General features: G+C 62.8%; 3 protein-coding genes. 1 reads left to right on the top strand and 2 read right to left on the bottom strand.

Going from position 1 to position 8,429, the window contains the following annotated elements; all coding sequences use genetic code 11:
* Positions 1 to 250: 250 nt before the first annotated feature.
* Positions 251 to 5,932 (top strand): excinuclease ABC subunit UvrA, encoded by a 5,682-nt coding sequence (gene uvrA, locus Q0106_RS07645; RefSeq protein ID WP_297611117.1) that lies wholly within the window; start codon positions 251 to 253, stop codon positions 5,930 to 5,932.
* Positions 5,933 to 6,025: 93 nt separating this feature from the next.
* Here the strand turns inward: uvrA and lptG are convergent, their stop codons facing one another.
* Together lptG and lptF are read right to left on the bottom strand one after the other, a co-directional pair.
* Positions 6,026 to 7,162, bottom strand: a complete 1,137-nt coding sequence (gene lptG, locus Q0106_RS07640; protein ID WP_297611114.1) for an LPS export ABC transporter permease LptG — start codon at positions 7,160 to 7,162, stop codon at positions 6,026 to 6,028.
* On the bottom strand, positions 7,163 to 8,290 hold the full coding sequence (gene lptF, locus Q0106_RS07635) for an LPS export ABC transporter permease LptF (protein WP_297611111.1): 1,128 nt from the start codon (positions 8,288 to 8,290) through the stop codon (positions 7,163 to 7,165).
* Positions 8,291 to 8,429 lie beyond the last annotated feature (139 nt).

Below are 8,429 nucleotides of genomic sequence, written 5' to 3'. Positions count from 1 at the left end.
AACCGCTGACCTCTTGCATGCCATGCAAGCGCTCTCCCAGCTGAGCTAATCCCCCCTGAATCGAGAAGGGAGATTATGCCGAAGTGTTTTCGATAAAGCAAGAGTTAGTTACTTCGTATTTACAATTTATTACATTCATGCATTTCAGCACGCTCTGCGAAAGACCCCGGAACGCCCGCCCCGGATGCTGCGCCATGGGCTAGATTTAGGGTCTCAGACTGAAAAGCTGCCACAAGTTTCCTTCAAGCAGATGACCCAGCAGAATTCGCCCTGCGGCGCCCGGGATGAAAGGGCGCCGGCGATCCGCATCCGCGGCGCCGAGCAGAATAATCTCAAGCACCTTGATCTCGACATCCCCGTCGGAAGCTTCACCGTCGTCACGGGGCTTTCGGGGTCCGGGAAAAGCTCTCTCGTCTTCGATACGCTTTATGCGGAAGGCCAGCGCCGGTACGTGGAGACCTTCAGTCCCTATGCGCGCCAGTTCCTCGACCGCATGGACCGCCCGAAGGTGGAGTCGATCGAGGGCGTGCCGCCCGCGATCGCCATTGACCAGAACGCCGTCATCCGCACCTCGCGCTCGACCGTGGGCACGATGACGGAGATCAACGACCGTCTGAAGCTCCTCTTCGCGAGAAAGGCGAAGGCTTTCTGCCCCAATGACGGCTCTCCCGTCCTCGACTTTTCGCCCGATTCCATGTGGGAGGACATCCTCGGGCGCCTCGCGGCGCGCGGGGAATCGGACGCCCGAACGGCCGTCGCCTTTGAGCGCTTCGTCCCGGAGGCGCTGCCCCTCGAAACGGCGGAAGCGGGTCTCTCCGCCCAGGGCTTCACGCGCATTCTGGCGCGCGAGGCGAGAAGCGGCGGCACGCTGCTCGTTGTTGCCGCCGACCGCTTCCGCGCGTCGACCGTTGAGCGAAGCCGCGCAATTGAGGCGATTGAAGCGGCATTGAAGCGGGGCGACGGGCGCGTCAGCGTCTGGACGGAAACTCCGGGCGAAGCCCCCAGAAGATTCGCGCGCTACCAGCACGGGCTTTCCTGCCCGGAGTGCGGCCTCACCTTCTCGCCCCCGAAGCCCGCTTCCTTCAGCTTCAATTCGCCCGTCGGCGCCTGTCCGGTCTGCCGCGGCTTCGGCCGCGTCATCGGGACCGATCTCTCCCTCGTCATCCCCGACCGCTCGAAAAGCCTCCGCGAAGACGCCGTAAAGCCTTTTTCCACCAAGTCCTTTGCGGAATGCAAGGACGACATGCTTCGCGCCTGCCGAAGGCTCGGCATTCCGACGGATGTTCCCTATGAAGACCTCTCCGAAGAAGACCGCCGGATCATCGAAGAAGGGGAGCCCGGGTGGACGGGGAAGTGGCAGACCGAGTGGTACGGCATCGGGCGCTTCTTCGAATGGCTCGAAACGAAGAACTACAAGATGCACGTGCGGGTCATGCTTTCGCGCTACCGCTCCTACCGGACCTGCACGGCCTGCGGCGGCGCGCGCCTGCGCCCCGAGGCGCTCTCCTGGCGCATCGGCACGAAGGAAGACCGGGAAGCCGTCCTCGCGGAAGCGCCCGACGCCGGCATCTGCGCTGAGCCCGTGGGCTCCAGGCTTTCGAAGGAAGCCTATGCGGCGCTTCCCGGCTTCAATTTTCATGAGCTCATGCTCATGCCTGCGGCGGTGCTGAAGCATTTTCTCGAACGCCTGAACGCCGAAAGGCACGACGAGGCCGAGGCGCTCATTCTGGGCGAATGCCTCTCGCGCATTACCTTTCTCTGCGACGTAGGGCTCGGCTACCTCACGATGAACCGTCAGGGGAGAACGCTCTCCGGGGGCGAAGTGCAGCGCGTCAACCTCACGACCGCGCTCGGCGCCAATCTCGTCAATACGCTTTTCGTCCTTGACGAGCCGTCAATCGGCCTTCACCCCCGCGACATGGACCGCGTGAACGGCATCCTGAGGCGCCTCACGGCTCAGGGGAATACCCTCGTCGTCGTGGAGCACGACCCGCAGGTCATGCTCGCGGGCGAGCGCCTCATCGACCTCGGCCCCGGCGCGGGCGCTGCCGGCGGCCGGATCATCTATGAAGGCTCAACAAGGGGCGTGCTCACAGCCAAAACGGAAACCGGCGCCTATCTCTCGGGCGAAAAGCGCATCACGCGCAAGGCGCTCCCCGTGACGGATGAAACGCCGAAACTCCGGCTTTCCCACGCGACCCTCAACAATCTGAAGGACGTCTCGGCAAGCTTCCCGCTCGGGCGCCTTATTGCCGTTGCCGGCGTTTCCGGTTCGGGCAAATCCTCTCTCATTGCGGATACGCTTGTTCCCGCGCTTGAGAGGAAGCTGGGCGGCGCCGTCGTCTTTTCGACCGGCGCGGAGAGCGACGCGCCGGGGGGCGCCTCAGCCGCCCGGCTATCGGGCGACCTGCCTGCCGGCATTGAATTCGTCGACCAGAGTTCCCTCGGGCGCACCACGCGCGGCAATCCCGCGAGCTATGTGGGCGCATTCACTGCGATCCGCGAATTTTTCGGCACCTCTCCGGAAGCCATCGTGGCCGGTCTCAAGCCCGGCGACTTCTCCTTCAATTCCGGCGCCGGCCGCTGCCCCCGCTGTGCGGGCACAGGCTGGGAGCATGTCGAGATGCAGTTTCTCTCCGATGTCTACCTTCCCTGCCCCGACTGCGGCGGGAAGCGCTACCAGGAAAAGATTCTGCGCATCCGGCCGACGCTCGACAACGGAAAGACGCTCAGCATCTCCGACGTGCTCGACCTCACGGTCGATGAGGCGCTCGACGCCTTCTCCCGCCATGCCGCCGTCGTGAAGCCCCTCAAAGTGCTTCAGCTCACGGGGCTCGGGTACCTGAAGCTCGGCCAGCCCTTGACGACCCTCTCCGGCGGCGAACGGCAGCGCCTCAAGCTTTCCGCGCGCATTGCGGAAGGGGTGCCTGCCGTGCGCGGTCAGAAGGGCAAGGTTTTCGTATTCGACGAACCCACGACGGGGCTTCACTTCGCCGACACGGCGAAGCTCGTCGACGTCTTCGACAGGCTAACCGCCATGGGCCACACCGTCATCGTGATTGAACACAATCTCGACGTCATCGGGGCGGCGGACTGGGTCATCGAAATGGGGCCCGAGGGCGGCTTTGCCGGAGGCGAGGTGATCTTTACGGGGACGCCGGAAGCGCTCGAAGCCAGAGGCACGCTCACGGGCGAGGCGCTTCTCGCATGGCGCCGCGCGCAGGCGCAGGACGCCTCGCGCGAAAGCTTCTTCAATCTCCCGCCCCTGAGGAAGCCCAAAATCAATCCCGGGGAGGCGCTTCGCGAATCGCACGCCATCGTGATTGAGGGCGCGCGCGAACATAATCTTCGAAACCTCTCGGTCGACATCCCGCGGGAAGCCTTTACGGTCGTCACCGGCCCCTCGGGCTCCGGCAAATCGACGCTTGCCTTCGACATCGTCTTTGCCGAAGGCCAGAGGCGCTATCTCGAAAGCCTCAACGCCTACGCGCGCTCCATGGTCCAGCCGCCGCCCGAACCCGACGTCGACAGCGTCAGGGGCATTCCGCCGACGGTGGCGATCGAGCAGCGCACCACCCGGGGCGGCATGCGCTCCACGGTCGCTACGATGACGGAGCTCTATCATTTTCTGCGCCTCATCTACGTGAAGCTCGGCACCGAATACTGCCCCAACTGCCAGGTGCCCGTCGAAGCGCAGACGCCCGCCATGATTGCCGAAAGCATCGGCGAAGCGTTTCCCGATGAGGAATGCGCGCTTTTCGTCCCCATCGTCACGGGAAGAAAAGGCATTTTCGAGAAGGAATTCCTGCGGCTTCGCCAGAAAGGCGTGAAGCTCGTCCTCGTCGACGGCGAATACGCGTCCATTGAGACCACGGTCCCGAAGCTCGCGAGAAACGTGCTCCATACCATCGAGGCGCTCGCCGGCCGCACGGATACGACGGCGCCGCCCCGCATGATTGAGGTGGACGTGCGCGCAGCGCTCGCGCTTGAAAAATCCGCGCAGCTGCGGGCCGTGCCCGCTTCGCAGGTCTCTCCCGGCGCGCCTGTTACGCACCCCGGCATCTTCTATTCGCTCGAGCGCGCCTGCCCGAAGTGCGGCCGGTCGCTCCCTGAGCTCGACCCGAGGCTCTTTTCATACAACTCCGAAGCCGGCGCCTGTCCGACCTGCTCGGGCTACGGCGTGCTCACTGCCGCCATCCGCAGGGCGGTGAAGAAGGGCGAGGCGATGGAGACGGAGTTCTCCCGGACGGAAGACGAACCCGAAGTCGTCTGCCCGGACTGCGGCGGCGCGCGCTTGAATGAAGTCGCCCGCAATGTCCGCTGGGAAGGCAAGGCCATTCAGGAGGTCTGCCGCATGACGGCGCGCGAAGCGGCCGGCTGGTTTGCGGGACTGCGGCTTAGTTCCCGAAGCGCCGCAATCGCGCACGATGCGCTCGAGGAGATCCGCTCGAGACTCGCCTTCCTCGCTGAAGTGGGGCTCGACTACCTGACGCTCGAACGGAGCGCCCCAACGCTTTCGGGCGGCGAAACGCAGCGCATTCATCTCGCAAGCCAGCTCGGCACCAACCTGAGAGGCGTCTGCTACGTGCTCGACGAACCGACGATCGGGCTTCACCCGAGAGACAACGGCATGCTTCTCTCGGCAATTGAGTCGCTCACGAAGAAAGGCAATACCCTTCTCGTCGTCGAGCACGACGAGGAGACCATCCGCCGGGCCGACCACGTGATCGACATCGGCCCGGGGGCGGGCGTGCGCGGCGGCCGCCTCATGGGAGAAGGGACGGTTGAGGACCTCGAAAGGAATCCCGACTCCCCGACAGGGCGGCTCCTTGCCCATCCCATCGAACACACCGGGATCCCTGAGCGCCTCCCCGACGAGGAAGGCAAGCGCCTCACGCTCGAAGGCATCCGCTTCAGAAACCTCGATATCGGGAAGCTCGACATTCCCCTGAAGCGGCTTACCGTCGTCACGGGCGTTTCCGGTTCCGGAAAGTCAACGCTCTGCCGGGAAATTCTCTATGAGAACCTGAAGCGCCGCATTGAGAACCCGGAGGCAAAGCTCTCCGGCCTCTCCGGCATGAAGGGAACGGAGGCGGTGGGCCGGGTTCTCGAAGTTGACCAGACGCCGATCGGAAAGAACCCGCGTTCCTGTCCGGCGACCTATGCAGGCGTGATGACGCCGATCCGCGACCTCTTTGCCTCAACGAACGAGGCAAAAGCACGCGGCTACGGCGCGAGCCGCTTCACCTTCAACAAAACCGAAGGCGCATGCCCCGAATGCGCGGGTCAGGGTCTGAGAACGGTCGAAATGAATTTCCTTCCCGACGTGAAGGTGCTCTGCGAAGCGTGCGGCGGGAAGCGCTTCAACCCGGAAACGCTCTCCGTCGAATGGAAGGAGAAGTCGATCGGCGACGTGCTTGCGATGGAAATCGATGAGGCAGTCGACTTCTTCGCCTCCATGCCCGCGATCTCGCATCCCCTCAGGCTCATGCAGGAAGTGGGGCTCGGCTACCTGACGCTCGGGCAGCCTTCGCCCACGCTCTCGGGCGGCGAAGCGCAGCGCCTGAAGCTCGTGACCGAGCTCGCGCGCGTGCGGCCCGAAGGCACCTTCTCCGCCCGCTCTCCGCACACGCTCTACGTGCTCGATGAGCCGACGGTGGGCCTTCATATGGCCGACGTCGCAAAGCTCATGCACGTGCTCTCGCGTCTTGTCGATGCCGGAAGCACCGTCGTCATCATCGAGCACAACCTCGACGTTGTGGCGGACGCCGACTGGGTGATCGACCTCGGCCCCGAGGGCGGCTCCGAAGGCGGGCGCGTCGTAGGCGAAGGGACGCCGAAGGAGATTGCGGCGAAGAAGACGGCGACGGGTAAGGCTCTGAGGGAGTTCCTCAGAGCCCATAAGCCGAAGAGGAAGACAAAGACTCAATAAGCGCCGCTAAGGCGTCTTCGGCGCCCCAAACAACGAAGCGCGGCTTTCCTTCTTTCGGGAAAGCCGCGCTTTGTTTTTTCAGAAACTGCCTGCTCAGCGCTTCTCAACCCACCAGAGCATTACCCCGGAGAGGATGAACATCATGACCGAGGGCGCTGCCGCCATTACCGCCGGCGGCACTGCGGCGAAGATGGAGAGGTAGGAAAAGAGGTTGTTGAGCGCATAGAACGCGATGCCGATGAGGACGCCGAGGAAGATCTTGATCGCGACCCCGCCCGAGCGCGCGTTCATGTACGCAAAGGGCATTGAGATCGCCAGCATCACGAGGACCGCGAGGGGATAAAAAGCCTTCGACCAGAAGACCGCTACGAAATGGTCCGCATCCTGATTGACCGACGTGAGGTGCTCGATGTAGCTCAAAAGATCCGCCATCCCCATGCGGTCGGGCTTTGTCGTCATGACGCCGAGAATCTCGGGCGTAATGGTGGAGGGGAAGAGGAACTGCGAGAGCTTCTCGCTCGTTACCGGCGTCTGATTTGGATCCGTGCGGCTGTCGTTCATCACGGGATAGGTCACCAGGGTAACGTCCGAAAGCGTCCATCCCAATCCCGGCTGAAAGAGTCCGGAATCCGCGCGGATCATGCGCTCGAGCCTTCCAGCATCGTCGAATTCGAAGACTCGCCAGGCGCCGGTGGCATAACGGTTCGACGCGCTGATCGAGCGGATGTTGATGTAGCGGTCGATCGATTCGCCGTTTTCCGTCTTAGCGACGTCGCGGATCCAGGCCCCAGACACGTAGCCGCGGGCGGAGAGCGACTGGTCGCCCGTTGAACGGACTTCCGTCTGATAGCGCTGAGCCCAGGGGGCGACAACCTCGCCCATGGCATAGGTGCCGGCTACAAGGAGAACGCCCGGGAGAATGAGGGTCGCGGCGAGGCGCCAGGGCGAAAGGCCGGCGGCGCGCAGCACCGTGAATTCCGAGGTCGAGGCCCAGCGCGACATCGTGTAGACGGCGGCAAGGAGCACAGCCAGGGGCGCCACTTCATAGGCGCGCGAAGGGAGCGTGAGCCCGGTGAGGAGGAACGCCGTCGCAAGGTCGTACTTGTTGCTTCCCACCTCGTCCATCTGACCAATCAGATCGAAGAACGCAAAAAGCGCAATCAGAATGACAAGGACGAATACGGTGGAGAGAAGGATGTCCTTCGTGAACTGTCGGGAGATGACTGACATTTATCGACCTCCCTCAGAACGACGCTGCTTCCAGTACCAGACGGACATCCATCTCGGGAGCCACCGGGTCATCCAGATGCGCCTCACGAAAAGAAGAACCGCAATCAGGAAGACGGATCCGTTGAGAAGGACAAGGGCGGAGATGAGCGAGAGCCGCTCGCGCGTCACCCAGCTTTCCGCGACGGAAAGGCCGTTCAGATAAAGAATGAAGATGAGGGCCGCCATGAGGAGATTAAGGCTCCTGCCGGCGCGCGGAGAGGTGCAGGAGAGCGGAATCGCGAGGAGCACGAGATTGAGCGCGGCCAGCGGCCAGGAGAAGCGCCAGAGGAGCTCGGCCTGATTTTCGGGCGTCGGAAGCGCGAGAAGCACCGAGAGCGGCTGCGAATTGGCCCTCGTGGAGCGGAAGGCGTCGTCAACGCGGATGTCGAGCCTCACGCCGTAGTCCTGAAAGTCGACGACCCGGGTTGCCGCAGAGTCGTTCGCGGTCTCAATGCGGCTGCCGTTTTTAAGAACAATGTAGCGGTCGCCCTCGGCGTTGATCTCAATTGCCCCTTTTTCAGCCGTCACGACGGCTTCCTTGCCTACACCGGCCTCCGCCATGAAAACGCGGCCCACTTCGTTGGGCGTTTCGCCTGCGGATTCAATAAAGAAGACCCGCTTTCCACCCTGCGCCTCAATAAAGCGCCCGGGAGCGATGGCATTCACGTCCTCGCGCTGCGTGAACTGGTTGCGGAGCTTATAGGTCTCAGATCGCGCCCAGGGCGAAATCACAATCGAAAGGAGCGCGATCATGATGACGACGGGAAGCGCAAAGCGCATCATGGGTTCGATCCAGGAGAGAAGCGAGCGCCCGCCCGAAGAGAACCAGACCACCATCTCGTTGTCCTGCCAGGAGCGCATGAGCGTCATCAGAGCCGCAATAAAGAGCGATGCGGCAAGAAGCGGCGGCAGGTTCACCAGGGCGTTGTAGATGACGAGCTGCAGCACCGCGGAATGATCCACGCTCCCGCCGGCTGCCAGATTAATGAAGCGCACCATGGCGACCGCAAGAACGATCGTGAAAAGCACGGTGAAGACTCCGCCCGCAATATTGGCAAGCTCGGAGATCAATGAACGCTTGAAGATCATGCTTGGTGTAGGAGTAGTGCTGAATGTAGCCGCTCGACCGGACCTGAAGAAGACGATTTTAACGGCTGGGAATCAGAATATGCGAAAGCCCCTGCTGACATCAAATCAACAGGGGCTTCGTTTATAGGGAGCCTGGCGA

Origin of the sequence: uncultured Sutterella sp., from assembly GCF_937923675.1 — a bacterium.
Taxonomy (GTDB): domain Bacteria; phylum Pseudomonadota; class Gammaproteobacteria; order Burkholderiales; family Burkholderiaceae_F; genus Sutterella.
The sequence above is the reverse complement of the archived record's forward strand: the minus strand, read 5'-3'. Positions and strand labels throughout refer to the sequence as shown.

Excerpts from the sequence above, each read along its gene's own strand:
- uvrA (WP_297611117.1), top strand. The coding sequence starts at position 251 with ATGACCCAGCAGAATTCGCCCTGCGGCGCCCGGGATGAAAGGGCGCCG.
- lptG (WP_297611114.1), bottom strand. The coding sequence starts at position 7,162 with ATGTCAGTCATCTCCCGACAGTTCACGAAGGACATCCTTCTCTCCACC.
- lptF (WP_297611111.1), bottom strand. The coding sequence starts at position 8,290 with ATGATCTTCAAGCGTTCATTGATCTCCGAGCTTGCCAATATTGCGGGC.